18 protein-coding genes are annotated in these 25,766 nt (G+C 63.9%); 9 read left to right on the top strand and 9 right to left on the bottom strand.

Features of this window, described 5'->3' with window-relative positions; translation table 11 throughout:
• The first annotated feature begins 127 nt into the window (after positions 1–127).
• A complete protein-coding gene (locus SMD31_RS18510; protein WP_320502411.1) occupies positions 128–451 on the top strand; it encodes a hypothetical protein in 324 nt (107 codons plus the stop codon).
• Here SMD31_RS18510 and SMD31_RS18505 read toward each other — a convergent pair.
• The gene (locus SMD31_RS18505) at positions 417–4,178 is read right to left on the bottom strand and encodes a hybrid sensor histidine kinase/response regulator (RefSeq protein WP_320502410.1); all 3,762 of its coding nucleotides are present in this window, start codon (positions 4,176–4,178) and stop codon (positions 417–419) included. The genes SMD31_RS18510 and SMD31_RS18505 overlap by 35 nt on opposite strands.
• Positions 4,179–4,461: 283 nt before the next feature.
• Between SMD31_RS18505 and SMD31_RS18500 the strand changes: the two genes are divergently transcribed.
• The gene (locus SMD31_RS18500; protein WP_320502409.1) at positions 4,462–6,126 is read left to right on the top strand and encodes an MFS transporter; all 1,665 of its coding nucleotides are present in this window, start codon (positions 4,462–4,464) and stop codon (positions 6,124–6,126) included.
• Between the two features lie 91 nt (positions 6,127–6,217).
• Here SMD31_RS18500 and SMD31_RS18495 read toward each other — a convergent pair whose 3' ends face one another.
• The 6 genes from SMD31_RS18495 to SMD31_RS18470 form a co-directional block, all read right to left on the bottom strand.
• Entirely contained in the window at positions 6,218–7,030 is an 813-nt protein-coding gene (locus tag SMD31_RS18495; protein ID WP_320502408.1) for an isocitrate lyase/PEP mutase family protein, read from the bottom strand.
• A 13-nt stretch (positions 7,031–7,043) separates the two neighbouring features.
• Complete coding sequence (gene ogt / locus SMD31_RS18490; RefSeq protein WP_320502407.1) at positions 7,044–7,568, bottom strand: methylated-DNA--[protein]-cysteine S-methyltransferase; 525 nt, start codon at positions 7,566–7,568, stop codon at positions 7,044–7,046.
• On the bottom strand, positions 7,561–9,147 hold the full coding sequence (locus SMD31_RS18485) for a DNA-3-methyladenine glycosylase 2 family protein (protein ID WP_320502406.1): 1,587 nt from the start codon (positions 9,145–9,147) through the stop codon (positions 7,561–7,563). Before SMD31_RS18485 ends, ogt begins: the two co-directional genes overlap by 8 nt.
• 100 nt (positions 9,148–9,247) lie before the next feature.
• On the bottom strand, positions 9,248–10,153 hold the full coding sequence (locus SMD31_RS18480; RefSeq protein ID WP_320502405.1) for a DMT family transporter: 906 nt from the start codon (positions 10,151–10,153) through the stop codon (positions 9,248–9,250).
• Positions 10,154–10,233: 80 nt separating this feature from the next.
• Positions 10,234–11,091 (bottom strand): alpha/beta hydrolase, encoded by an 858-nt coding sequence (locus SMD31_RS18475; RefSeq protein ID WP_320502404.1) that lies wholly within the window; start codon positions 11,089–11,091, stop codon positions 10,234–10,236.
• Positions 11,092–11,095: 4 nt separating this feature from the next.
• Positions 11,096–11,896 carry a hypothetical protein gene (locus SMD31_RS18470; RefSeq protein WP_320502403.1) on the bottom strand — a complete coding sequence of 267 codons (801 nt, stop codon included), beginning with the start codon at positions 11,894–11,896 and terminating at the stop codon, positions 11,096–11,098.
• A 224-nt stretch (positions 11,897–12,120) separates the two neighbouring features.
• Between SMD31_RS18470 and ettA the strand changes: the two genes are divergently transcribed.
• The 4 genes from ettA to SMD31_RS18450 all read left to right on the top strand — a co-directional run bounded on the left by ettA (position 12,121) and on the right by SMD31_RS18450 (position 18,825).
• The gene (ettA, locus tag SMD31_RS18465; protein WP_320502402.1) at positions 12,121–13,797 is read left to right on the top strand and encodes an energy-dependent translational throttle protein EttA; all 1,677 of its coding nucleotides are present in this window, start codon (positions 12,121–12,123) and stop codon (positions 13,795–13,797) included.
• A gap of 117 nt (positions 13,798–13,914) precedes the next feature.
• On the top strand, positions 13,915–14,934 hold the full coding sequence (locus SMD31_RS18460) for an HlyD family secretion protein (protein ID WP_320502401.1): 1,020 nt from the start codon (positions 13,915–13,917) through the stop codon (positions 14,932–14,934).
• The gene (gene rbbA / locus SMD31_RS18455) at positions 14,931–17,681 is read left to right on the top strand and encodes a ribosome-associated ATPase/putative transporter RbbA (protein ID WP_320502400.1); all 2,751 of its coding nucleotides are present in this window, start codon (positions 14,931–14,933) and stop codon (positions 17,679–17,681) included. Before SMD31_RS18460 ends, rbbA begins: the two co-directional genes overlap by 4 nt.
• 1 nt (position 17,682) lies before the next feature.
• The gene (locus SMD31_RS18450; RefSeq protein WP_320502399.1) at positions 17,683–18,825 is read left to right on the top strand and encodes an ABC transporter permease; all 1,143 of its coding nucleotides are present in this window, start codon (positions 17,683–17,685) and stop codon (positions 18,823–18,825) included.
• A 216-nt stretch (positions 18,826–19,041) separates the two neighbouring features.
• Here SMD31_RS18450 and uvrB read toward each other — a convergent pair whose 3' ends face one another.
• Positions 19,042–21,237, bottom strand: a complete 2,196-nt coding sequence (uvrB, locus tag SMD31_RS18445; RefSeq protein ID WP_320502398.1) for an excinuclease ABC subunit UvrB — start codon at positions 21,235–21,237, stop codon at positions 19,042–19,044.
• 168 nt (positions 21,238–21,405) lie between these two features.
• Between uvrB and SMD31_RS18440 the strand changes: the two genes are divergently transcribed.
• Positions 21,406–22,422, top strand: coding sequence for a transglutaminase-like domain-containing protein (locus tag SMD31_RS18440; protein WP_320502397.1), 1,017 nt, complete (start codon positions 21,406–21,408; stop codon positions 22,420–22,422).
• Positions 22,423–22,427: 5 nt separating this feature from the next.
• On the opposite strand, the gene SMD31_RS18435 is transcribed toward SMD31_RS18440, so the two are convergent.
• Positions 22,428–23,171, bottom strand: a complete 744-nt coding sequence (locus tag SMD31_RS18435) for a glutathione S-transferase family protein (RefSeq protein WP_320502396.1) — start codon at positions 23,169–23,171, stop codon at positions 22,428–22,430.
• A 98-nt stretch (positions 23,172–23,269) separates the two neighbouring features.
• On the opposite strand from SMD31_RS18435, the gene SMD31_RS18430 reads away from it, so the two are divergent.
• Both SMD31_RS18430 and SMD31_RS18425 read left to right on the top strand, forming a co-directional pair.
• Positions 23,270–23,968: a helix-turn-helix transcriptional regulator gene (locus SMD31_RS18430; protein ID WP_320502395.1), complete on the top strand. Its 699-nt coding sequence runs from the start codon at positions 23,270–23,272 to the stop codon at positions 23,966–23,968.
• Positions 23,969–24,064: 96 nt separating this feature from the next.
• Positions 24,065–25,765 (top strand): SulP family inorganic anion transporter, encoded by a 1,701-nt coding sequence (locus SMD31_RS18425; protein ID WP_320502394.1) that lies wholly within the window; start codon positions 24,065–24,067, stop codon positions 25,763–25,765.
• The last annotated feature ends 1 nt before the right edge of the window (position 25,766 follow it).

The following is a 25,766-nucleotide window of genomic DNA, read 5'->3' as shown; positions in this document are numbered from 1 at the left end:
ATGCGAAAGGAATATTGAAAATCAGCGCCTCTGCGCCATATAATCGCTACTGCAGTGCAGCAATCGGTAGCAATCAGAAATGCCGAAGCACGGGAGGAAGATCCAATGTTTTCAGGAGGTCTTCCAAATGTGGGCGTATACCGACGACGAACAGACCTGGCTCGACAAGAATGCCAGTAAGGCCAATCCCAGCCCGAGCCCAAAGGGTGAGGATTATATGCCTGACTATTACAGCCCGACCGTGGAGCACACGATCGATTTCTATCGCCAGCGGGCGCATGAACTGCGTCACGAGGCAATCGGCGCGTTCTTCCACAATGTGGCCGAAGGTGCCGCCGGCGTGTTCCAGCAACTAGGCGCCCTCACCAGCGGCAATCACGGCAAGGTCGAGGCGGTGATCAACGAGCTGCGCGGGCCTACGCCACGGAACGCTGTGACCGCTGGGCGATAAGCGCCCGCAACCGCGCCGGCTTCACCGGCTTGTGCAGCACATCGAGGCTCAAGGCCTTGGCGCGTGCCAGCGCCATCGGGTCGCGGTTGGCGGTGATGAGAACGGCCGGCAGGGCATCGCCCCAGGCATCGCGCAATTTGGCGATCTCGGCGATGCCGTCCGGCTGATCGTCACCCAGATGCAGGTCGATCAGCAGCAGATCCGGTGATCCCGCACGCCCCGCCGATGCGGCGAGGGCCTGGTCGGCATTGGCGGCGGTGATGACGTCGCAGCCCCAGCTCTTCAACAGCACATCCATGCCTTCGCGCACCTGTTCCTCGTCATCGATGCAGATGATGAAGGGCGCCTTGGTGAGGGCTTCGGGCCCCGCCTGATCGGGTGCCGAATCCTTGAGCGAGGCGTGATCGGCGACGGCGAGCGGCAGATCGATGCTGAAGGCCGCACCCTTGCCGGGGGCCGAGACCAGGCCACGGGTGTGGCCCAGCATGCGGACGATGCGGTCGACGATGGCGAGCCCCAAGCCCAAGCCCCGCTCGCCGCCGACGCTGGCTGGCTTGAGGCGGATGAATTCCTGATAGATGTGATCCTGCTGGTGCTGTGCGATGCCGGGGCCATTGTCGCGCACCTCGATGCGGATATGATCGCCCACATGTCGGCAGCCCATGAGGACGCGCGGCCGCGCATTGGTGCTGCGGCCATAGCGGATGGCGTTCGAGAGATAATTCTGCAGCACGCGGCGCAGCAGCGCCGGGTCGGTCGTGACCCAGGCCTTGCTGGGGACGATGCGCAAGGTCATGCCGCCACGTTCCGCCAATGGCGCGAAGGCATCGGCCAAAGATTGCAGCAAAGGCCCCAGCGGAATGGCGCGCGGTTCCGGCTTGATCGCCCCGGCATCGAGCTTGGCGATATCGAGCAGCGCATCGAGCAATGCCTCGACGGAAGAGAGGCCGAGATCGACCTTGGCCACCAGTTCATCTGCGATATGCCGTTCGGAGAGTGCCGCCACAAAGAGCCTTGCTGCGTGCAGCGGCTGCAGCAGATCATGGCTGGCCGCGGCGATAAAACGCGTCTTGTCGATATTGGCTTCCTCGGCCCGGGCGCGGGCCGTTTCCAGTTCAGCGGTGCGGGTGGCGACGCGGCGCTCCAGGCTTTCATTGGCAATGCGCAAGGCTTCTTCGGCATGCCGCCGTTCGGTGGTATCGACATAGAGAATGAAGAAGCCCACCACATCGCCATTCTCATCGCGGTGCGGGATATAGGTGCCGCGGGCCACTTCGATCCCGGCATCGTTGCTGGGGAAGTCGATCTCGAACACCTGGACTTGGCCGGCCAGCGCGCCGTCGATATGCGGTTTCAGCCGCTGGTACCGCGCCTCGCCCAATACGTCGCGCACATGGCGGCCTTCGGTGGCGTTGGCGCCATCTTTGAGCCAGGTCTGGTAGGGCCGGTTGGTAAAGCGATAGCGCTCCTCGCGATCGATATAGGCGATGAGGACGGGGACATTGTCAGTGACGATGCGGGTGCGCCGTTCGTTGTCGCGCAGGGCCTCGGCGGCGCGGACCCGCGCGGTCACGTCATTGGCCGTGATGACGACGCCACCCTCAGGCAAGGGGTCGGCGCGGAGCTCGGTCACGGACCCGTCGCCCAGCTTCAATTCGCGCAGGGCGACCGGGCCGATGTCGAGGGCAGCCGCCAGGGAGGGAATCTGCGACGGCAGGTTGGCGATGTTGACGCCGATTTCCAACGCGTCACGACTGATACCGCTCAAGATCGCAAAGCGCTCGTTCCAGACCTCGAGCTTGCCGTCGGCATCGAAGACGGCGAGCCCCAACCCCATGTGATCGAGTGTGCGCCGGAGGAGATCGGCATTGTACCGGATGGCGGCCGTGGCTTCATCCAGCATCTCGCGGATCGATCCCGGCATCCACAAGCCCTTGCGCCGGGCCGTGGTGACGACCACGCGCGCGGACGCGGCGCCGATCGTGCCGGAGAGCAGCCGTTCGGTGAATTCGACAGCGGCGGCGCCGGAGAGGTTGAGCGTGCCGAAAGCCTCCTCCGCCCGTTCCGGGCCGATGAAGCGCGCGGCCAGTTCCTTCAACTGCTCCAGTTCGGTCCGGGCCGGGGAGACCGGCTTGCTGCGCTGCTTTTCCACCGCATCGCCGCAGAAGGCCGCAGCTTGCTGCCGGTCGCGGACCTGGGGTTTGGCAAGCAATGATCCCGTGATCAGCAACAGCAGGTTGACCGCCATGGCGACGACGAAGCCGCGCAGCAGCGGATCGAACCAGGCCAGCGGCCCGATCGGCGGCAGGGTCGGCGCCTCCATCGGCTGGATGGTCGGCCACAGGATCGCCCAGAACCAGACGGCAAACCCACCGAGGAGCCCCGCGATGACACCGTAGCGATGGGCGCGGCGCCAATAGAGGCCGATGAGCAAGGGCGGGGCGAAATTGGCGACGGCGCAAAACGAGATGAGGCCGATCGTCACCAGCGGCAGCAGCCCGGCGATGGTGCGGTAATAGGCATAGGCCGCGAGCAAGATGACGATGACGGCGAGGCGCCGCACCAGCAGGCCAAGCTGGCCGAGATTGTCGCCCTCGGCATGGCCGCGTTTCAGCAGCCAGGGCATGACCAGCTCGTTGCCGACCATGCCGGAGAGCGCCATGCAGGCGACCGCCACCATGCTGGTGGCAGCCGAGAGGCCGCCGAGGAAGATGAAGGCCGTCAGCCAATCGGCGCCGGCCGATTGCGGCAAGGTGAGGACGAAGAAATCGGGGACATGGCTGGGATCGAGCCGGGCCAAGCCCGCCATCGCGATCGGCACCACGAAAAGATTGATGGCGACCAGATAAAGCGGAAACATCCAGCGCGCGGTCTTGAGGCTTTTCGGGTGATCATGCTCGACCACCGCCACATGGAACTGGCGCGGCAGACAGAGGAAGGCAAAGCCCGAGAGCACGGTGAGCGCCAGCCAATTGGCGTTGATGTCGGGGCTCAGCATGTGGCTGGCGGCGGGCAGCGACCTTGCTTCAGTGAGCAAGGCGCCCGGCCCGTCGAACACGCCCCAGACGATGAAGATGCCGCCAGCGAGAAGCGCGCAGAGCTTCACCAGGCTTTCGAGCGCGATCGCCAGCATCATGCCGCGATGCTGTTCGCTGGCCTCGACATGGCGCACGCCGAAGAGAATGGTGAAGGCCGCCATCATCAACGTGACGATGAGGGCGGTATCCTGCCACACCGGCACATGCAGCATGCTGTTCCCTGCCAGCTCACCGGCGCCGATCTTGCCTGAAAGGGCCTCGAAGCTGAACGAGACCGCCTGCAGCTGCAGCGCGATATAGGGCATGGCGCCCACCACGGCGATGAGCGTGGCGATGACCGCCACCGCGCGGCTGCGGCCATAGCGGGCCCCCAGGATGTCGGCGATCGAGGTGACGTTCTGTTCCTTCGCACGTGCAATAATGCGCGACATGACCGGCCAGGCGAGGATGATGACCAGGATCGGCCCGACATAAATGAGGGCGAAATCGAGGCCGTTGGTGACGGCGCGGCCGACCGAGCCGTAGAAGGTCCAGGACGTGCAGTAAATGGCCAGCGACAGGGCATAAATCGACGGCCCCAGGCGCCCTTGCGACCAATGCGCCGCCTTCCGCTCGCCGGTATGGGCGATCAGGAAGAGCAGGCCCAGATAGGCCAGCGACAATAGAAGCGTAAGGCTGCTCTGCGACATCTCATGAATGCCAATTGGACGAATGATTAATGCATGCGCGTCCGGGCAGTGTCCATTGGGCCAAGGTCGCCCATACGAAAGTCGCCCATACGAAGGTCGCCTATACGAAGGTCTGGGGTCCAATCATCCGCGCGAAAGCTTAAGAGCGAGACTGGACCTTGATGCATGGACACGCGCGACTCCGTGAGTCGCCCGAGGAACCGCATGAGGGGCAAACCAGAGACCCGCTTTCAACAGCCGGAACAAACGGCGCCGGGTCGACAATTTTAGGGGAGATTGCAGCATGTCAGCAGTTGCGGACCAGAAGGGTCGCACCGGCGAGCCGGCAGACACCAAGATGGTGGTCTTTGCCTCATCGCTCGGCACCGTCTTCGAGTGGTACGATTTCTATCTCTACGGCTCATTGGCGGCGATCATCGCCAAGCAGTTTTTCGCCGGCGTCAACCCGACGGCGGCCTTCATCTTCGCGCTGATGGCTTTTGCCGCCGGATTCGCGGTGCGCCCGTTCGGCGCCATCGTCTTTGGCCGCATCGGCGATCTGGTCGGGCGCAAATACACCTTCCTCGTCACCATCACCATCATGGGCATCTCGACCTTCATCGTCGGTCTGCTGCCAAACTATGCCTCGATCGGCATCGCGGCGCCGGTCATCCTGGTCCTGCTGCGGTTGCTGCAGGGTCTGGCGCTGGGCGGCGAATATGGTGGTGCGGCAACCTATGTCGCCGAACATGCACCCGCCGGCAAGCGCGGCCTGCACACGGCCTGGATCCAGACGACGGCGACACTGGGCCTCTTCCTGTCGCTCATCGTCATCCTGGTGACGCGGACGACACTCGGTGAAGAAGTTTTTGCCGATTGGGGCTGGCGCATTCCGTTCCTCATTTCCCTGCTGCTGTTGCTGATCTCGGTCTGGATCCGCTTGAAGCTCAGCGAATCGCCGACCTTCCAGAAGATGAAGGCTGAAGGCAAAGGCTCGAAGGCGCCACTGACCGAAAGCTTCGGCCGCTGGGACAACTTGAAGATTGTGTTGCTGGCCCTCTTCGGCCTCACTGCCGGTCAGGCCGTGGTGTGGTATACGGGCCAGTTCTACGCACTTTTCTTCCTGACCCAGACGTTGAAGATCGACCCCGTCACGGCGAACTATTTCATCGCCGCGGCACTCTTGGTTGGCACGCCCGCCTTCATCCTGTTCGGTTGGCTTTCTGACAAGATCGGCCGCAAGCGGATCATCATGGCGGGTTGCGCGCTCGCGGTGGTGACCTACTTCCCGGTCTTCAAGGGCATCACGCACTTTGCCAACCCGGCATTGGAAGCAGCGCAGGCGACTGCCCCAGTGACGGTCGTTGCCGATCCGGACAGCTGCTCGTTCCAGTTCAATCCCGTCGGCACGGCAAAGTTCTTGACCTCCTGCGATATCGCCAAGGCCTTCCTGGCCAAGGGGTCGGTGAACTATGCCAATGAAGCCGCACCTGCGGGCGCGGTGGCCCAGGTGAAGGTCGGCGAAACGGTCATCGACAGCTTTGAAGGGCAGGGGTTGCCGGCCGAGGAACTGAAGGCCAAGACAGAGGCCTTTACGGCTGCCATGACGGCGGCGGTCACTGCGGCGGGGTATCCCGCCAAGGCGGACCCGGCGCAGATCAATCACGTCATGACCTTCCTGCTGCTGCTCTACCTCGTCCTCCTGGTGACGATGGTCTATGGCCCGATCGCGGCCATGCTGGTCGAATTGTTCCCGACCCGCATCCGCTACACCTCGATGTCGCTGCCTTATCACATCGGCAACGGCTGGTTCGGCGGCTTCCTGCCGACGGTCAGCTTCGCCATGGTGGCGGCCAGCGGCGATATCTATTACGGCCTGTGGTACCCGATCGTCATCGCCGCGATGACGCTGGTGGTGGGTGTTCTCTTCATCCACGAGACCAAGGATCACCGCATGGAAGTCTGGTGAGACAAGTCACCGGCTAAGACTTTCCCCCTCCGGGCCCTGTCGCAAGACAGGGCCCTCTCTTTATCTGGGGGGGCTGTCGCCGCCTGAAGGACTATCGCTTCATCATCCCGTTGAGGGCGCCGGAATCCATCGCCCCTTCATTGAAGATCCCGGAACTGCCGTCGGCGAGGAAGGCCTTCACCGCTGCGGCAGTCTTGCCATAGGCGAGCTTGGTGAGGCCGGCGCCGGCGCTGAGGCGCTTGACGCCGAGCTTCACCAGATCGGGCGCTGCGGGGAGGCCCGTCCAGCCCAGCACATTCAAGGGCCGGTCGATGCCGGTGGTAACGCTGCGGATCTCGTCCGGTGCCACGATGGCGGGGACGAAGATGCCGCTGGCCCCCGCGTCGCGATAGATCTTGGCGCGACGGAGGCTCTCGGCGACCCGTTCGGCGGGCGGCACCAGCTGGCGCAAGTAAACATCGACCCGCGCGTTGATGAAGAAATCGACGCCGGCGCGCTGGGCAGCCTTGGCAACGGCCGCGATCTTGGCGGCGAGCTGTTCGGGCGGGTTGGAGCCGTCTTCGATATTCATGCCGACAGCGCCCACGCCGATAATCTGGGTCACTGCCGCCGCCACCTCGTCCGGCGTGCGGCCGAAGCCGCTTTCCATATCGACTGTCACGGGCACGCTGACGGCGCGGGTGATGAGGCCGACGCCATGCACCAGTTCGCTCAGGGGCAAGGCATCGCCGTCGGGGTAACCGAGGCTCCAGGCAAAGCCGGCGCTGGTGGTGGCGATCGCCTGGGCGCCCAGGCTTTCAATGATGCGGGCGGAACCGGCATCCCAGGCATTGGGCAGGGTCAACAGCGCCGGGCCCTGATGCAATTGGTGAAAGAGGGCGGCGGAATCGGGACGTGCGGACATGGGATCGTTCCTTTTATCGTGCGATCGCGTTTTCATGGGCCAGCAGCCATTGCTTGCGATGGAGCCCGCCGCCATAGCCGGTGAGCGAGCCGTCGCTGCCGATGACGCGGTGGCAGGGAATGACGATGCTGACCGGATTGGCGCCATTGGCAAGACCTGCGGCGCGCATGGCGGCCGGCTTGCCGATGCGCCTTGCAAGCTCGGCATAGCTGATCGTCTTGCCGCAGGGGATGCGCCGGAGTTCGCGCCAGATCCTGCGCTGGAAGTCGGTGCCGCCGGTGTCGGTCACAAGCTTGTCGATGGCCTTGAGATCGCCCTTGAAATAGGCCTGCAGGGCCGAACGCAGGCCGCCCGGATCCTTGGCGAGGGTCAAGGTGAAGCCGGCCTTGCCGCAATAGCGGCCAAGAAGTTTCAGCATGCGATCCTCGTGATCGTGCCAATCGATGGCCCTCAGGCGATCTTGCGCGTCGACGATGAGGATCAGCTCGCCAATGGGCGTCGCAAATCGGTCGATCTTGAGCGCCAGCGGTTCAGCCATGGGATGTCTCCATGATGCGCGCCTCGTCCTCCGCCCAAAGATGCTGGGCCGCATAGGCGCGCCAGGGACGCCAGGCTTGGGCCATTTTCAGCAGCGCCTGGGGCGTGGGTCGCACGCCGCCAGGGGGCGTGGCGCCGCGCAGGATGCCGATATCGCTCGCCGGGAAGGCATCGGGCTCGCGCACGACGCGAAGGGCTATGTAATGCGCGGTCCAGTCGCCGATGCCCTTGATGGCACGCAGCCTGTCGATCGTCGCGTCGATGTCGGCGGCGGCGCGGAAAAGATCCGGGTCGCGCAAGGCGGCCTCCGCCAGGGTGATCAATGTCCGCTTTCGGGCGCCGGGCATGCCCAGGCTGCTGAGATCGGCGCCCGCCACCTGTGCGGCGCTGGGGAAGACGCGGGTGAGCGCACCGTCATGTTGCGCGCTGGCGGGTATCTCGCTGCCGCAGATCGCGCTCAGGCGGGCGGCAAGCTGTCTGCCGGCGGTGACAGTCACCTGCTGGCCGAGAACAGCCCGGATCGCGAGTTCGAAGCCGTCCCAGCCACCCGGCGCCCGCAGGCCCGGTCGCTTGGCAATGAGCGGGGCCAGGATGGCATCCTGCGCCAGATGCTGGCCAATGAGGCCCAGATCGGCGCCAAGGTCGAAGACACGCTTGATGCGCGCGATGAGTGTCGGCAAGGCCTTCACGCAGGGAAAGCGCAGCGTCGCGCCGAGGCAACATGATGCCGGGTCATGCGCGACCTCGATGCTGCCGACCTCGCCGTCGATTTCGACAGTGCGCAGATAACGCTCGCCCGATACCACTTCGATACCGGGAATGGCGCGGGCAGCCAGATAGGACAGCATGAAGGGCCAGTCATAAGGCGGCCGGTAAGGGAGGCGCACGACCACGCCGCTCACCGCTACCGAGCCGGCAGACAGCGCCATCTGGTTCTTGCGCCGCAAAGACGAAGGAGGGCGCTGATAGAGTGCCTGGAACGTCTCGTTGAAGCGACGCACGCTGCCGAAGCCGGCGGCCAGCGCGATCTCGGCCATCGGCAGGCGCGTCTCGTGGATCAGCTGCTTGGCAAGATGAATGCGCCGTGTCTGTGCCACGGCAATGGGCGAGGCGCCGAGATGTTCCTGAAACAGGCGGCGGAGTTGCCGCTCACCGAGCCCCAGGCGTGATGCCAGATGCGCGATGCTGTGCCGTTCATCATCAAGTGCGCCTTCGGCGATGAGGGCGAGGCCGCGGCGCACGGTGTTCGACGTCCCGGCCCAGGCGCCCGTTTCGGGAGTGCCGATCTCTGGCGCCGTCTCTGGGCGGCAGCGCAGGCAGGGACGAAAGCCCGCCTCACGCGCGGCGGCAGCACTGCGGAAGAAGCGGCAGTTGGCGAATTTTGCCGACGGTGCCGGGCAAGTGGGGCGGCAATAGATCCCGGTCGAGGTCACGCCGACGAAGAAGCGCCCGTCGAAACGGGCATCGCGTGCCGTCAGGGCGCGATAGCAGGCGACGGGGTCCAGGCGAGGTGCGGCGCCGTCCGGCGTCTCGCCCACATCGCCCAAATGCCGATTGTGCCGGTCTGTAGTCTGGTCCATGGCGTCATCCTGCCAGTCTTCGGCACCCGCCGCTCGCGGTTTTCGGACATGGTCGGCAGACGAAGGCGTGTCACCTCGATCCACCGTGCAAAAATTGCCCCTAACTATGCTCGCCGGTCACCGTTGGCGGTACCTGCCGCAGCCGCTCGCGGTAGGAGATGTAGAGCGCGCAGGCGATGAGGATGCCGACGCCGACGAAGGTCCAGCGGTCGGGGAAATCGCCGAAGAAATACCAGCCGGCGACGACCGCCATGATCATCTCGGCATAGGCAAAGGGCGCCAGCAGCGACGCCTCGGCATGGTCATAGGCCTTGACGATGAGGAAATGGCCAAAGGTCGCGATCGCTGCCATCAGCGCAAAGAGCAGCCATTGCTGCGGCGTCGGTGGTTGCCAGACGAAGATCACCGCAACGCTCATCAGCATAGCGCCAGAGACATTGGTGTGGAAGGTCGTGACCATGGCATGGTTGCGCCCTGACATCTTGCGCGTGAGCAGCATGTAGATGGCAAGGCAAAGCCCGGCCATGAGGGCCAGCACCATGCCCGGATTGAACGCCTGAAAACCGGGCCGGATGATGATCAGCGTGCCGATGAAGCCGATGATGACGGCCATCCAGCGGCGAATGCCGACCTTTTCGCCCAGCACGATCGGCGACAGCATCGTGATGATCAGCGGCTGCACGAAGAAGATCGCCAGCGTATCGGCGATGGGCAGGAATTTCAGGCCCCAGAAAAAGAAGAACGTCGCCCCGCACAGGAACAGGCCGCGAAAGGTGTGCATGACCGGCGGATCCGGCATCAACCCCTTTGGACCCACAATGCGCAGGGCGAAAGGCAAGGTCAGCAGCATGCCGAAAAAGAGGCGTGCCCAGACGATCTGCACCACCGGCACGCCCTGGCGGCCCAGCTCCTTGGCGCAGACATCGAGGAATGGCAGGATGCCCATGGCGCAGAGCATCAGGCCGATGCCAAGGAGAGGTCTGGGGGGCGCTGGATCGGTTGACATTGCGGCTGCTGGGCTGTGCAAAAAGATTGCCAACCTAGCCTCGAAGGATCACCACCGCCAGAGCGAACTGTGGCAAATCATCAGGGCCAGGTCTGCGTCTGATCGCGGAACGCGCGGGCCATGAAATCCGCGGCCCGTTCCCAAAGCTGCGGCGGGTTTGTCGCCGCCGGCGGGGTGCTCGCGGATGGCGGCAGGTAATTGCCGTGGTCATAGGGCGGTGTGTCCGGAATCTGGCTGGCGTGGACATTGCTGCCCACGGCACCCTTTGGGCCCTTCAGCCCAAGCGCCCCCGACCATGGGCTGTCATTGTCGCCAAAAAGATCACTGAAAAAATCGCCCGCCGGATAGGCGTATTTGAGAACGCGGTCATTGTTGGAGGCGAGATTGGCGAAGGTCCGGCACTGACCTGGTACCGTCGCGTATTGTCTCGTGAGACAATCATTGTCGACCGCTGCGGCCGTGAGGCAGATGACCCGCGCGGGCGTCTCGCGCCCGCTGACCGGGACCAGTCGTTTGGCGGTCTCAAGCATCACGCGCCCACCCAAAGAGTGGGAGAGAAGGGATAGGCTGCGCGCGTCCTTCAGGTGCTTATTGCAGAAGGCCGCCAGATGCTTCCCGCTCTGCACGGCATCGGCAGCCTCGGCCGGATAATTGACGGCGGGTATCCACCAATCTCCCGGCCACAGCACGCCGGCAAAGCATTCACCGGCACGCGGCTGCAGGCGCGCCTCCAACCAGCCCAGCGCATTGATCCCCTCAGCGCCGCTGACATTGAAGCCATGCGCGGCGAGCAATACATCCTTGCCACGGAAAAGTGTCGGATACGTGCTGGCTTCAACAGGGGTGAGATCGGTCGAACCGGCCCGGCCGGCGAAGACACGCGCCGTCGTGACAGAGCCGGCGCGCAGCGATTGGCGCAGGCTGACATAGAGTGTCATGGCGCTATTCCTTCACCGACTTCACCGCGCGGGCTGCGGCGCCGATGGCCGAGACAAGGTCTTTGCTGACCGGCGCCAACGGGACCGCGATCAAGCCGATGAGAATGCTGAGCGGAAAGTAGCGCGAACCGAGATAGCCCCAAAGAAGATCGCCAAAGGCGAGACTGCTGCCGGCGGCACAGACCCCGCCCGCCATGTTGCTGGCATCTGCCGCATTGCCGGCGGCCGCGGCGCATGCATCGGCATAAAGGAACGCGCCCGCAAATACGGCGAGGAGAACGGCAATGCCGGCGCCGATATTGCGTGCCGTGCTGCGATATCGGCGATCGGCGCGTTCATAGGCTGCGTCCAGCCGCGCATCGATCGTGGCATCGAAACGGCCGAGGATATTGAGTTGGACTTCGGTCAGGGCGGCGCCCTGGTTGAGCGCGTCGATCGTGTCGGCAAAGGCCTTAGCATCGATCGCGAGCGCCTTGGCGACATCGGCACTGTTGCGCGGCGAGAGGCCCAGTTTGATGAGCGCCTTGGCAATACCCTTCTGATCCGCCGTATCGCGGCCGTTCAGCCAATGCGCCCAGAGCACTTTTTGCCAAACCTGACCTTGGCCCAGGGCGGTCGAGAGTGCGGCATCGAAGGGCTGCAGCGCATCCTTGACGAAGAAGAAGCCAACGGCGTCGGAGCGGATCCACACGCCCTTCGTCACGTCAACGAGGCCCTGTGCAGCCGCACCCAAGGCGGCCACGGCACCGATGATGATTCCGACCTGTTGCAGACTGCCTGTCAGGATTTGCACTTCGTCCGTCATGACGTCCCCCTGCCTTTGCCGCCACTCCATCGCGGTGATCCAGCGGCGAAAGGCTAGTGCGACTTATAGGTATATACAACAGGTTCATAATACTTAAGAGGGTATCCGGCGATGTGGTCGGCGGCCACCTGGAGCTGCGCCCCTTCCAACACCGGCCCCAATCGTCTAAGAAAGCCGCGCGCCGGCCTCGGTGGTTGGCAGCGCATATCGGGTCGGAGCAAAAAATGGCAGCGTATCAATATATTTACGTGATGAAGGGCCTCTCAAAGGTCTATCCGGGCGGCAAGAAGACGCTGGAGAATGTGTGGCTCTCCTTCCTGCCTGGCGCCAAGATCGGCGTGCTTGGCCACAATGGTGCCGGTAAATCGACGCTGCTGAAGATCATGGCCGGCATCGACAAGGAGTTTAACGGCGAGGCATGGGCCGCGGACGGCGTGTCGGTCGGCTATCTGGCGCAGGAGCCGCAGCTCGATCCGGCCAAGGATGTGCTGGGCAATGTCATGGAAGGTGTCGGCGCCACCGCCAAGCTGCTCGAGGAATTCGAGGCCGTCTCCAACGCGATGGCAGACCCCGATGCCGATTTCGACGCGCTGCTCGCCAAGCAGGCGGAGCTGCAGGAGAAGATCGACGCCGCCGATGCCTGGGACATCCAGCGCACGGTCGAGATCGCGATGGACGCACTGCGCTGCCCGCCCGGCGATGCCGATGTAACCAAGCTCTCGGGTGGTGAGCGCCGCCGCGTGGCGCTCTGCCGCCTGCTGCTCTCCAATCCCGACATGCTGCTGCTCGACGAACCGACCAACCATCTCGATGCGGAATCGGTCGCCTGGCTGGAACATTTCCTCGAAGGCTATAAGGGCATGGTCGTGGCCGTGACCCACGACCGCTACTTCCTCGACAACGTCGCCGGCTGGATCCTCGAACTCGATCGTGGCCAGGCCATCCCGTTCGAGGGCAACTATTCCGGCTGGCTGGAACAGAAGTCGAAGCGGCTGGAGCAGGAATCGAAGACCGAGAGTTCGCGCCAGCGCACCCTCGACCGCGAGCTGGAATGGATCCGCCAAGGGCCCAAGGCGCGCCAGGCGAAGTCGAAGGCGCGCGTTGCCGCTTACGAGGCGCTGCTTGCCCAGCAGAACGACAAGGCGCAGGACCAGGCGCAGATCTATATCCCGGCTGGTCCGCGTCTCGGTGATCTGGTCATCCAGGCCGAGCATCTCAACAAGGGCTTTGGCGACCGGCTGCTGATCGAGGATCTGTCGTTCCGCCTGCCGCCGGGCGGCATCGTCGGTGTCATCGGCCCGAACGGCGCCGGCAAGACGACGCTGTTCCGCATGATCACCGGTCTCGAAAAGGCCGATGGCGGCTCGTTCAAGGTCGGCGACACGGTGAAGCTCGGCTATATCGACCAGTCGCGCGACAGCCTCGCCCCGGACAAGACCGTGTGGCAGGAAATCTCCGACGGCCATGACGAGATCGAGCTTGGCAAGCGCAAGATGCCGAGCCGCACCTATGTCGCCGGCTTCAACTTCAAGGGCACCGACCAGCAGAAGAAGGTCGGCCAGCTCTCGGGCGGTGAGCGCAACCGCGTGCATCTCGCCAAGATGCTCAAAGGCGGTGCCAACGTGCTGCTGCTCGACGAACCGACCAACGATCTCGACGTCGATACGTTGCGTGCACTCGAAGAAGCATTGCTGGAATTTGCCGGCTGCGTCGTCGTCATCAGCCACGACCGCTGGTTCCTCGACCGCATCGCCACACATATCCTGGCCTTCGAGGGCGACAGCCATGTCGAATGGTTCGAAGGCAATTACCAGGATTACGAAGTCGATCGCCATCGTCGCTTGGGCACCGATGCCGATCAGCCGCACCGCATCAAGTACAAGCCGCTGATCCGTTCCTGAGGCGGACGCAACCCGGGGGTATTTGATTCATATCAAGAGGCTTGCCGCCGGTTCCGGGCATGAGAAGATGGGGTCGCACACCGACCCGCTTCCCATGATCCAGACCGGCGGTTTTTCATGCGCCTTTCGACCGTTCTTGCCCTTCTTGTCCTCATCGGCGCCGCTGCCGCGGGCTATGTCTTCTGGCAGGAGCGCCAGAGCGAAGCGGCGCTCAAAGGCTTTGCCGTCGCCAATGGCCGGATCGAGGTCGAGCGCGTCGCCGTCGCCACGAAGTACGCCGGCCGCGTCGCCGAGATCCTGGTGGATGAAGGCGATCTGGTGAAGAAGGGCGATGTCGTTGCCCGCATGGATACGGCCGAGCTGCAGGCCGAATTGGCCGAGGCTGAGGCCGGACAGCGACAGGCTGAACAGGGCATCGACCAGGCCCAGGCCGAGATCGGCATCCGCAAGGCGGATCTGGCACTGGCCGAAATCGAGCTGACACGGGCCAGCACATTGCAGAAGAAAGATGCCGGCACGGCCGCCGAGGTCGATCGTCGCAGGGCGCAGCGCGATGTCGCCGTGGCGGCACTCAAGGGCGCGGAGGCGGGCGTCGAGGATGCCAGGGCAGCGACGCTGGCCGCCGCCGCACGGGTCGCGCGCCTTGCAACGGTCATTGCCGACATGGATTTGAAAGCCCCCACCGACGGCCGCGTGGAATACCGGTTGGTGAAGGCGGGCGAGGTCCTCGCGGCAGGCGGGCAGGTGGCAACCCTGCTCGACCTCGCCGATGTGCATATGGTGGTGTTCTTCCCGACGTCAGTTGCCGGCCGTGTCGGCATCGGGTCGGAGGCCCGCATCGTCCTCGACGCCGCACCCGAATTCGTCGTGCCGGCCAAGGTCAGCTTCGTGGCAGCCGAGGCACAGTTCACGCCGAAATTCGTCGAGACCAAGACCGAGCGTGACAAACTCACTTATCGCATCAAGGTGGCGATCGATCACGCATTGCTGGTGAAGTACCGCGACTATGTGAAGGCGGGTCTCACCGGCAATGCTTATCTGAAGGTCGAGGCGGATGCCGCGTGGCCGGATTTCCTCACCGTCAAGCTGCCGCCGCCCAGCAATGGCATCGCCACCGATGGCGGTGGCGCGCCGTGAGTGAGGCTGGCGCCGGGCCGGTTCTGCCTGCGGTGCGGCTGACGGGCCTGCAACACAGAAACAATCGGCATTTCGCGCTACATGACATGTCGTTCGATATCGCGCCCGGCAGCACGGCGGCGCTGATCGGTCCGGACGGTGTCGGCAAATCGACCTTGCTGTCGCTCATCGCCGGTACGCGCCGCATCCAGCAGGGTGAGGTGTCGGTCCTGGGTGGCGACATGGCATCGCGCCGGCACCGCAACCGGATTGCCGAACGCATCGCCTATATGCCCCAGGGCTTAGGCAAGAATCTCTATCCCACCTTGTCGGTCACCGAGAATATCGACTTCTTCGCCGGCCTCTTCGGTCTGCATGGCAACGCCGCGAAAGATCGCCGTGCGCGTCTGCTGCGCGCGACCGGCCTCGACCCCTTCCCCGACCGGCCGGCCGGCAAGCTCTCGGGCGGCATGAAGCAGAAGCTGGGGCTCTGCTGTGCGCTCATCCATGACCCGGACCTGTTGATCCTTGACGAACCCACCACCGGCGTCGATCCGCTGTCGCGCCGGCAGTTCTGGCAGCTGATCGATGACATCCGCGCTGAGCGACCAGGGCTCACCCTCATTACCGCCACCGCCTACATGGAAGAGGCGGCGCGCTTTGACCAGCTCATTGCCATTGATGCCGGGAGGCTGCTGGCCAGCGGGCCGACGCCGGATGTCGTGGCTGGTGCCGGCGCCGCAACATTGGAAGAAGCCTTCGTGGCGCTCCGCCATCGGGCCGGCCTTGCCGGTGCCGCCGCCGAACGACGCGCGCTGGTTCTGCCGCCGCGACCGCATCGTGACGGGCCGCCGGCGATTGAAGCCAGCGACCTCACCTGCCGGTTCGGCGATTTTACCGCCGTCGACCGGGTGAGCTTTCGCATCGAGGCCGGCGAGATCTTCGGCTTTCTCGGCTCCAATGGCTGCGGCAAGACGACGACGATGAAGATGCTGACCGGCTTGTTGCCGGCGACGGCGGGCAAAGCGAGCCTGCTGGGCCAGCCGGTCGCGGCACAAGATCCGCTGTCGCGCTTGAACATCGGTTACATGTCGCAGAGCTTTTCGCTTTACGAAGAGCTGTCGGTGCACGCCAATTTGGCTCTCCACGCTCGGCTCTATCAGGTGCCCAAAGCAGAACTCCAAGCGCGTATCGACGATGCCGTGCGGCGCTTCGACCTTGCCGATATCGTTGATCGCCTGCCGCGCGATCTGTCGCTGGGGCAACGCCAGCGTCTGCAATTGGCGGCGGCCTGTTTGCACCGACCCAAGGTCCTCATTCTCGACGAGCCGACCTCCGGCGTCGATCCGGAGGCGCGTGACGCCTTCTGGCGCCAGATCGGCCAGCTGTCGCGGGAAGACGGCGTCACCATCTTCATCTCGACCCATTTCATGAACGAGGCGGCGCGGTGCGACCGCATCTCCTTCATGCATCGCGGCCGCACCCTGGCCGTGGGCACGCCGACGGAGTTGGCGGCCCGGCATGGCGATGGCGATCTCGAGAATGCCTTCGTGCATCTTATCGAGATGGCAGAGGGCATTGGCCGGCAGGCGCAGGCACCCGCCACGGCCGCCAAGACCGATGCGCCGGTTGTCGCCCGCGCCAATGCCCTGCGCCGCATCGGCGTCTTTGCCCGGCGCGAGATGTTGGAACTGCGTCGCGACCCGATCCGCCTTGCCTTCGCGCTGCTGGCGCCGCTCTTTCTCATGATCTGCTTCGGCTTCGGCATGTCGTTCGATGTCGAGCATCTGCGCTATGCGGCACTCGACCGGGACCGCTCGCTGGAAAGCCGGACATTGATGGAGGGTTTCGGCGGCTCGGCCTATTTCACCGAAATGCCCGCGATCCAGGATTTCAACGCCCTCGACCAGCGCCTGCGCTCAGGCGATGTGCAGGTGGCGGTCGAGGTGCCACCCAATTTCGGGCGCGACTTGCTGCAGGGGCGCAAACCCCAGCTCGGCGTCTTCATCGATGGCAGCTTCCCCTTCCGCGGCGAGACGGCGCGGGGCTATGTGCAGGGCATCGCCTTGAAACAGGCGATGGAACGGGCGCGCCAGACGATCGGCAAGTTCGCCGATCCGACGCCCTATAAGCTGGAACCGCGCTTTCGCTACAACCAGGACTTCAAAAGCGTCGTCGCCATCGTCCCCGGCATCATGATGCTGCTGCTGGTGCTCATCCCCGCCATGCTGACGGCGCTGGGCGTGGTGCGCGAAAAGGAGCTCGGCACAATCGCCAATCTCTATGCTTCGCCGGCCGGGATCGGCGAATATCTCATCGGCAAGCAACTGCCCTATATCGGGGTGGGGTGCATTGCCTTTGCCCTGATGACGCTGGTCGCCATCCCGGTCTTTGGCATTTATCCCAAGGGCAGCATCCCGGCCCTCATCCTGGCGGTGGTGCTCTATCAGGTGGCGACCACAGGTTATGGTCTGCTGATCTCGGCTTTTTGCAACAGCCAGGTGGCGGCGTTGTTCGCGGCCTCGATTCTCTCCATCATCCCGGCCGTCAATTTCTCGGGCCTACTCTACCCGACCGCGACGCTTGAAGGGGCCGCGAAATGGATCGGCCTTTGCTTTCCGGCGTCCTGGTACCAGACCGTCAGCCTTGGCGTCTTCACCAAGGGCCTCGGCTTCGCGTCTTTCACCAAGGAGTTCCTGGCGCTGGCTGCTTTCGGCGTCGCGTTTCTCATTCTGGCGCGTCTGTGCGTTTCGAAGCAGGAGCGCTGAGATGGGCAACGCGCGCCTCACACGCTGGTTCGCCAATGTCTATCGCCTGGGCGTCAAGGAATTGATGTCGCTGGCGCGTGACCCCGTGCTGCTGACCTTGATGCTGTTCTGCTTCACCTTCTCGGTCTATTCCGTGGCGCATGGCGTGCGGACCGAGGTACGCAATGCGGCGGTTGCCGTGATTGATGGCGACGGCTCGCAAGTGTCGCGCCGCATCGTCCAGGCGCTGCAACCACCCTACTTTCTGCCGCCCATCCTGATCGACCGCAGCCAAGCCGATGCCGGCTTGGATAGGGGCGCCTTTACCTTCGTGCTGGATCTGCCGCCGGGCCTTGAATCCGATCTCACCGCCGGCCGCCAGCCGACCATCGGCCTGGCGGTCGATGCCACGGCCATGACCCAGGCGGGCGTCGGCACGACCTATATCAGCAATATCATCGATCGCGAGGTCACGGCCTTTCTGGGGCAGAGTGCCACCAGCAGCCTGGTGCCGGTCGAGGTGGTGATCCGTGCCTATTTCAACCCCAATTTCGATTCCGCCTGGTTCATGTCGGTGATGCAGGTGGTGCAGAACGTCACCATTCTGTCGATCATCCTGGTCGGCGCCGCCGTCATCCGCGAACGCGAGCGGGGCACCATCGAGCATCTGCTGGTCATGCCGGTGACGGCGAGCGAGATCGCGGCGGCTAAGATCTGGGCCAATGGCCTGGTCATCCTGGTGTCGGTCGCCCTGTCGCTGCATTTCGTGGTGCAGTTATGGCTCGGTGTTCCGATCCTGGGATCGGTTCCGCTGTTCCTGACCGCCGCTGCCATCTATCTCTTCGCCACGACGGCTTTGGGCGTGCTGCTCGCCACCATCGCCAATTCCATGCCGCAATTCGCGATGATGGCGATCCCCTGCTTCGTGGTGATGAACCTGCTGTCCGGCGCAACGACGCCGATCGAATCCATGCCGCAATTCTTTCAGGTCGTGATGAAGGTGCTGCCCTCGACCCATTTCGTGGCGGCAGCACAGGCCGTGCTCTATCGCGGGGCCGGCGCCGATATCATCTGGCCGCAGATGCTGTTGATGGCCGGTGAGGGTGCCGTGTTCCTGGCGCTTGCGCTCAGCCGCTTCCGCCTGATGCTGGCGCGCCAGGGATAGGATCGGTGCAACGGCCCGGGAAGTTCTGAACTTCCCGGGCCGCCTGCTTTGGTCCCGTCTCCTTGCCGTCGTCCCAGGGGGTCAGCCTGCGGCAAGGACACCGGCCGGCGGCTGGGATTCGTCATCCCGGCACCCAGCTGAAATAGGAATGCTTGCAGGGAATACCTGTGCGCGGGGTCACAGGCCGGCGTTCGGCCATGAACCGGTGCCTGCCGGTCAGCGACGGTTCTTCTTGTCCTTGAAGCGGGGGGCGATGCCTGGGCGGCCAGCGGTCGAGCGGGCGCGGGGCCTCGCATCACCGGCCGGGAGCGGCTTGCCGCTGGCATCAAGGCCGCCCTTGATGCTGCCGCCCGATGTCGGGATCTCGAGGGCAAGGGCTTCAAGGCGCTTGATCTCGTCGCGGAACCGGGCCGCTTCCTCGAATTCCAGATTGCCGGCTGCTTCGCGCATCTTCTTCTCGAGATCGGCCAGCGTGGTCTTCAGATTGTGACCCAGGCGATGCTTGTCGCCGAGGACACCGGTATCGACGGTCACGTGATCGGATTCATAGACCGAACTCATGATGTCGCCGATATTCTTCTTCACCGATTCCGGCGTGATGCCGTTGGCGGCGTTATAGGCCTGCTGCTTCTCGCGGCGCCGGTTGGTCTCGGCCAGCGCATATTCCAGGCTGTCGGTCATCTTGTCGGCATAGAGCAGGACGCGACCGTCGACATTGCGCGCCGCGCGGCCGATGGTCTGCACCAGGCTGGTGCGCGAGCGCAGGAAGCCTTCCTTGTCGGCATCGAGGATGCAAACGAGGGCGCATTCCGGAATGTCGAGGCCTTCGCGCAGCAGATTGATGCCGACCAGCACGTCGAAGGCCCCTAAGCGCAGATCGCGGATGATCTCGATACGCTCCAGCGTCTCGACATCGGAATGGATGTAGCGCACGCGGACACCGGCTTCATGGAGGTATTCGGTCAGATCCTCGGCCATGCGCTTGGTGAGCGTCGTGATCAGCACCCGCTCGCCCTTCTTGGCCGCCTCCTTGCATTCGGCCACCACGTCGTCGACCTGCGTCTCGGTCGGGCGCACGATGCAGACCGGGTCGATGAGGCCGGTCGGGCGGATCACCTGTTCGGTGAAGACGCCGCCGGTCTGGCCCAACTCCCATTTCCCCGGCGTTGCCGAAACCGAGACGGTCTGGGGGCGCATCGCCTCCCACTCCTCGAATTTCAGCGGCCGGTTGTCCATGCAGGAGGGCAGGCGGAAGCCGTATTCGGAGAGAGTCGATTTGCGGTGCCAGTCGCCCTTGAACATGCCGCCGATCTGCGGGATCGAGACATGGCTTTCATCGGCGAAGAGAAGCGCGTCGGCGGGGAGGTATTCGAACAAGGTGGGCGGCGGCTCGCCGCGCTTCCTACCCGTCAAATAGCGCGAATAGTTCTCGATGCCGGCGCAGACACCCGTCGCCTCGATCATCTCCATGTCGAAATTGACGCGCTGTTCCAAGCGCTGTGCCTCAAGGAGCTTGTTCTGGGCGTTGAGTTCCTTAAGGCGTTCCTTCAGTTCCTCGCGAATGAGCTTTACCGCCTGCTGCAGGGTCGGCTTGGGCGTCACGTAATGGCTATTGGCGAAGATCTTGATCTCCGGCAATTCCGCGATCTTCTGCCCGGTCAAGGGGTCGAACTCGACGATCGTCTCGATCTCATCGCCGAACAGCGACAGGCGCCAGGCGCGGTCTTCCAAATGGGCCGGAAACAGTTCCAGGACATCACCCTTGATGCGGAAGGTGCCGCGGAAGAAGGCGGTTTCGTTGCGCTTGTATTGCAGTTCGATGAGCTTGCGTACCAACCCATTGAAGTCGACGACATCGCCGGGCTTCAGGGTGATGGTCATGGTGGAATAGGTTTCTGGCGCACCGATGCCGTAGATGCAGGAGACGGAAGCGACGATGATCACATCGCGCCGCTCGAACAGCGCGCGCGTGGCGGCATGGCGCATGCGGTCGATCTGTTCGTTGAGCGAGCTTTCCTTCTCGATATAAGTGTCCGTGCGCGGCACATAGGCTTCAGGCTGGTAGTAGTCGTAATAGCTGACGAAATACTCGACCGCGTTTTCGGGAAAGAAGCTCTTCATCTCGCCATAGAGCTGGGCGGCCAAGGTCTTGTTTGGCGCCAGCACCAGGGCCGGGCGCTGCACCGCCTGGATGACATGCGCCACGGTAAACGTCTTGCCGGAGCCGGTGACACCGAGGAGCACCTGGTCGCGCTCATTGGCCCGCACGCCGGCGATAAGCTCCTCAATGGCCTGCGGCTGGTCGCCCGCGGGCCGGTAGTCGGACACGAGCTTGAAAGGCTTGCCCGGCAGATTGTCGGTGGCGCCGATCGGTCGTTCCTGGATGACGGGGTCTGATTGCAGCGGTTTCATGGGCTCAAGCTTATACAAATCAGTCACGATTGGAAGAAATGGTGGGGGGCGCCAAGGATGTCAATCCGCGTTGCCGGCATAGCCCACGGAACTTAAAAGCCTATTCCTCCGTTACTGACGTACTTCCTTTCCTTTCAGCCGGTGGCGGAGCGTCAGATGGAATTCCACATGGGGTTGCCTGGTCATGTGCCGCAAGGGCCTTTTACGCCGCGCCGGTTGTGGCGCGGAGGCACGCCAAGCTGCGCTGGCAATGATCTTGTCGCTCATGACCGGGTGGATTTCTCCCACGCCAGCGATCTGCCGCCGCCGATGCAGCAAGTGCCGATGCCGGCCATTTCCCATGAGCGCATCGATGCCATAGCGCCCAACCGGCCGCTGCGCATCCATATCGGTTCCGAATTCATCTATCAGCTGCCGGTGCCGACGCCGATGATCGTCATGCTCAATGTGCATGAAAGCCGCGCTGCCGATCTGGAGGTGCCGGACCGGATCTCGACTGACCCTGTCGTCCCGATCGAGACCTATCGCGATGGTTTCGGCAATATCTGCTGCCGCTTTGTGGCGCCGCGCGGCCGCTTCGTCCTGCGCACCGATGGCATCATCCGCGATGCCGGCTGCAGCGATCCGGTGGCATTGGATGCCCGCCAGAACCCGGTCGAAGACTTGCCGACGGAAGCATTGGCCTTCCTGCTGCCCAGTCGCTATTGCGAAAGCGACACATTGTCGAACGAGGCGTGGCGCCTGTTCGGCGGGTCGGCCCCCGGCTGGGCGCGCGTGCAGTTGATCTGCGACTTCGTCCACACTCATGTCGATTTCGGATACAAATTCTCGCGCCCGACCCGGACCGCGGCTGAAACCTACGCCGAGGGGCGTGGCGTGTGCCGCGATTTCACGCATCTTGGCGTCGCTTTCTGCCGCGCCCTGAACATCCCGGCCCGCTATTGCATGGGTTATATCAGCGATATCGGCCTGCCACCGCCTTATGAACCGATGGATCTTGCGGCCTGGATGGAAGTCTATCTCGGCGACCGCTGGCACACCTTCGACCCGCGCAACAATGCCGCCCGCGTCGGCCGCATCCTCATTGCGCGCGGTCGTGATGCGGCCGATGTGCCGCTGACCTACACCTTCGGGCCCAATCAGCTCACCGGCTTCAAGGTCTTCACCGATGAGCTGACTGCTTAAATCCCTCACGCCGCTTTCGCGGTCTCGAACGCCGGATAGAAGCGCGCCATCATGCGATCGACATAGGGCTTGAGGTTGCTGCAGGATTCGGCGGCTTTTCTGAGATCCGTCTCGAAAAACGGCGTCATCACGGTGGCCAGCATGGCACAGGCCGTGGCATCGACACCGCAGGGCGTGTCACCCAGCAAATACGGCTTGTCGCCCAGAAGCTGCGAAAAAGAATAAAGCGAGCGGGTGCCGAGGAAGAGGATGTCCTCATCCGAATGGCGGCCAAGGCCATGCCCATGGAGCCGTTCCTTCACTTCAGCAACCGTATCCTTGCGCAGCTTCTCGCGCATGGCTTCAGGCGCCTCGTCGAAGAAATGCGCCGGGCCCTTCGCAAAATTGACCGGATCGAGCCAGCGATACTTCGTGGCGGCCCAGCCCAGATGATCTTCCAGCATCCGTTCGACGGCCCAGGCGAGAGCGCGGTCTTTCAGGTCATATCCCGCATCGAAATCGACGCCGTAGGACCATTCGATGTGCTGGCGGATGAAGGTCGAATCGGCGATCAGCGCGTCGCCGTCCTTGATATAGGGCAGCTTGCCCTTGGGCGCTGTCGGGTAGCCGGTCAAATCCTTCTGGTAAGGGAGGCCCGCCATCTGCAGTTGGATCTCGGTCTTCATGCAATAGGGGCTCACCTCGGGCAGGCCGAAGCCGGGGCCGAAAGTATAGAGGATCAGGGGCTGGGTCGGTTTCAGGCGGGTCATCGTGGCGTTCCTTCGATTGAGCGGTCGGGTCGGGAAAGCTTTACTGCCACCCTGCTGCCAGCCTAGTGTCAGCAGCGTTAGAACGAAGGGGGAAAGCCATGCGCCGCGCCGACCGGCTGTTCCAGATCATCCAGATCCTGCGCCGCCACCGGAAACCGCTGACCGCCGACGCGATCGCGCTGGAACTGGAGACCTCAAAGCGTTCGATCTACCGCGATATCGCGACCCTGATGGCCCAGCGCGTGCCCATCCGCGGCGAAGCTGGGGTGGGCTATGTGCTGGAAGGGGGCTACGACATGCCGCCCTTGATGCTGACCGCCGACGAGATCGAGGCCGCGGTGCTGGGGGCGCAGCTGGTGCAGGTGCGCGGCGATGCGGGGCTTGCCCGTGCCGCGCAGGACCTGATCGCCAAGATCGCCGCTGCCGTACCCGAACGCCTCCGCCCCATCGTGCTGGAGCCGGCGAGCCTCGCCACACAGCGCAAGGCCCTGCCCGAAGATATCGTTGATGTGACAGCGATCCGTGCCGCGATCCATAGCGGCCGCAAGCTCCGGATCGATTATCGCGACGAGCAGGCGCGCCCCTCGGCCCGCTGCGTCTGGCCCATCACCATCGGTTATCTCGAAGCGGTCAGGCTGCTGGTTGCCTGGTGCGAGTTGCGCACCGATTTCCGCCATTTCCGCACCGACCGCATCCAGGCGGTCGAGGTGCTGGAGGAGCGCTTCCCCGAACGCCCGGCGGTGCTGCGCGCCAAATGGCGCAAGACCATGAACGCGCGTGACCGGCACGACGATTGATACCGCTGCGGCGCCACACCCATTCGCTTGACTTCCAGTTTCAACACCGACTAACTGTAATACAGTCATCCACTGGCAATCCGGTCAGGCGCCGCTGTGAACACCGTGCATCAGCCCAGTTTCGTCGAGCTTTTCACCCCGAAGCTGGTGACGGTCCTGCGCGAAGGTTACCGCGCCGCCGATTTCCGCGCCGATGTCATTGCCGGGCTGACCGTGGCCATTGTCGCCCTGCCGCTCTCCATGGCCATCGCGGTCGCCTCCGGCGTCACGCCGGATCGTGGTCTCTATACCGCCATCGTCGGCGGGTTCATTATTTCGGCAATGGGCGGCAGCCGGTTCCAGATCGGCGGGCCTGCCGGTGCCTTCATCGTGCTGGTGGCGGCGACGGTAACCGTGCATGGCGTCGACGGGCTGCTGCTCGCCGTCCTGATGTCGGGCATCATCCTGCTCGCGGTGGGGTTGCTGAGGCTCGGCACCTTCGTCAAATACATCCCCTATCCGGTGACGATCGGCTTCACGGCCGGCATCGCCGTCATCATCTTTGCAAGCCAGGTGAAGGATCTCTTCGGCCTGACGCTCCAGGGCAAGGAACCTGGCGAGTTGATCGAGAAGGTGCCGGCGCTCATCGCTGCTGCGCCGAGTTTCAATGTCGCCGCTTTCGCGCTGGCGCTCCTCACCATCATCCTCATCGTCGGCTTGCGCCGCTACCGCCCCAATTGGCCGGGCCTCCTCATCGCCGTGGGTGCCGCGTCGGTGGGTGCGGCCCTGCTGGGTCTGCCGGTCGAGACCATCGGCACGCGCTTTGGCGGTATCCCCAGCACCTTGCCGCTGCCAGCCTTGCCGCCGATCAGCTATGACCGCATCGTCGAAATGCTGCCGGCGGCACTGTCCTTTGCCCTCCTCGGCAGCATCGAAAGCCTGCTCTCCGCCGTCGTTGCCGACAGCATGACGGGACGGCGGCATCGGTCGAATTGCGAATTGGTGGCGCAAGGGGTGGCCAACATCGCCTCGGCCCTTTTCGGCGGCATCTGCGTCACCGGTACCATCGCGCGCACTGCCACCAATGTGCGCGCCGGCGCGCGGGGACCGATCTCCGGCATGCTGCATGCGGGGTTCCTCCTTGTCTTCATGCTGGTGGCAGCCCCCTTGGCATCCTTCATCCCGCTCGCAGCCCTCGCGGGTGTGCTCGCGACCGTTGCCTGGAACATGGCGGAGAAACACGCCTTTGCGGCGTTGCTGAAAGCCTCGCGCGCCGATGCGCTGGTGCTGATGTCGACCTTCCTCGTCACCATCTTCAGCGATCTCATCAACGGCATCCTCACCGGCTTCTGCCTCTCGGCGCTGCTGATGCTGCACCGGATGTCCCAGGCGGTGGCGGTCGAGACGCATAGTAGGCCGCTCTTTGCCGAGGATCAGGCGGATGATGCGAGTGGCACGCGCGAGCGTTACGAGGGGCTGGACCGCGATATCCTCATCTGTCGCATTTCCGGGGCCTTCTTCTTCGGCGCCGCGGCCAGTGTGGGCGCCGCCTTCGACCGCATCGGCGCGCAGCCCAAGGCGGTCATCGTCGATTTCGCGGCCGTCCCCATTCTCGATTCAACCGCCGCCGCCACCATCGAGGCGTTTCTCAAGAAGGCGCATAAGCGCGGTGCCCATATCGTCATCTCGGCGGCTGATGCGTCCGTGCGTCATACGTTGAAATCCTTCGGCGTGAAGCGGCCAATGGTACGCTTCGCCGCCGACCGCGACGCGGCGGTCGAAACCGCGCGCGCCGCGATCGCCGAGGAGAAGGCTTGAA

This window comes from Dongia rigui (assembly GCF_034044635.1).
GTDB classification, from domain to species: Bacteria; Pseudomonadota; Alphaproteobacteria; order Dongiales; family Dongiaceae; genus Dongia; species Dongia rigui.
Note: the sequence above shows the minus strand (reverse complement) of the source record. Positions and strands in the feature narration are given on the sequence as shown.